Raw genomic sequence first — 262 nt, 5'->3', positions numbered from 1 at the left:
CTCTTCCTGCTCAACATGCAGATCGGCTGCCGCCACTTCAACCGCAAGCGCATAGGCTGTTTCATAGAGTTTTTCCGGTAATGCCTGATGTGCAATATCCAGAATGCGATCCAAACCATCATCTTTGGTCAGCAGCTCATAGCAACGTTCTGCAATTTCCGGCACAGTATCCACATCAAAACCGGTAAAAACCGGCAAACGGCGTACCAGATTGCCAATGGAAGACAATTCTGCATCTGTCATCCGCGTATCCGCAGCTGAA

At 49.2% G+C, this 262-nt stretch carries 1 protein-coding gene; it reads right to left on the bottom strand.

The window, feature by feature from the left end:
- Positions 1-262 (bottom strand): tellurite resistance TerB family protein (locus HBA93_RS21765; protein WP_221724635.1); only part of this gene is annotated, 262 nt, incomplete at both ends.

Source organism: Ochrobactrum sp. SFR4 (assembly GCF_019730395.1).
Taxonomy (GTDB): Bacteria; Pseudomonadota; Alphaproteobacteria; order Rhizobiales; family Rhizobiaceae; genus Pseudochrobactrum.
The sequence above is the reverse complement of the archived record's forward strand: the minus strand, read 5'-3'. Positions and strand labels throughout refer to the sequence as shown.